The following is an 885-nucleotide window of genomic DNA, read 5'->3' as shown; positions in this document are numbered from 1 at the left end:
TGTAGCTAAATGTTGTGCTTCTAGTTCTTTGGCTTGTTTTTTGGTGTTTAATTTATTTTTTTGTGCTTCTAATTTAGCTAAAGATTCATCAATAGATTTTTTAATGTCATCTAAATTAAGTTCATTTGCACGTTTTGAATTTTCTTTTCCAGGAGTAGCTAGACTTTCAATTTCCTCAAGAGCTTTTTTAAGTTCATCTAAAGAATCGGCAGCATCTGTTTCTGTAATTAAAGTGTCTACTTGTTGTTTAAATCTATCAGCAAACTCTTTTAGAGCTTCTTTTTCTTGTTCAAGTGTTTGAACTTTAAGTTTATCTTCTAGTTTTTTAATAGTTTCATTTGCTTTATCGATAGCTTGTTTTAGTTCATTAGCTTCACTAAAAGCACCAAAATCTTTTAATTTTGGTTCTAATTTTTGTGATATATCTACTAGTGATTTAAGTTCTTTGATTAAACTTTCAAATTCTGCTTTGGTGTTAGCTTTAGAAGCTTTTTCAACTGCCTTATTAATTTTTTCAATTAAAGCTTTGGCTTCTTTTTTGATTTTTTCTAGATCTTTAATTTTATCTTTTTGTTTTTCTTTAGCAGCTGCTAAAGCATCTTTAGCTTCTTTAACAGTTCCTTTAAGTAAATCTTTATCTTTTTGAAGTTCAACTTTTTTAGTATCACTTTTTAAAGTCTTGATACTTTTATCTAAAATCAGATCTAATTCTTCACCAATTGCAATGTGCTTTTCTAGTTTTTTAATTTGATCTTCTAAATCTTCTAAACTTAAATTCTTATTGACGTTAGTAATACCAGTTTTTAGAGCTTTAACCAACTTTTGGATATAGTCCCTAAGTTTTTTGTATTGTTCATCAACATTAGCATCTCAAGTACTAGCTTC

General features: G+C 27.7%; 1 protein-coding gene. It reads right to left on the bottom strand.

The window, feature by feature from the left end:
* On the bottom strand, window positions 1–885 hold an 885-nt coding region (locus JXZ91_RS03050; protein ID WP_205851543.1), incomplete at both ends, for a hypothetical protein.

This window comes from Mycoplasma enhydrae (genome assembly GCF_017116825.1).
Lineage (GTDB): Bacteria > Bacillota_I > Bacilli_A > Mycoplasmatales > Metamycoplasmataceae > Metamycoplasma > Metamycoplasma enhydrae.
Note: the sequence above shows the minus strand (reverse complement) of the source record. Positions and strands in the feature narration are given on the sequence as shown.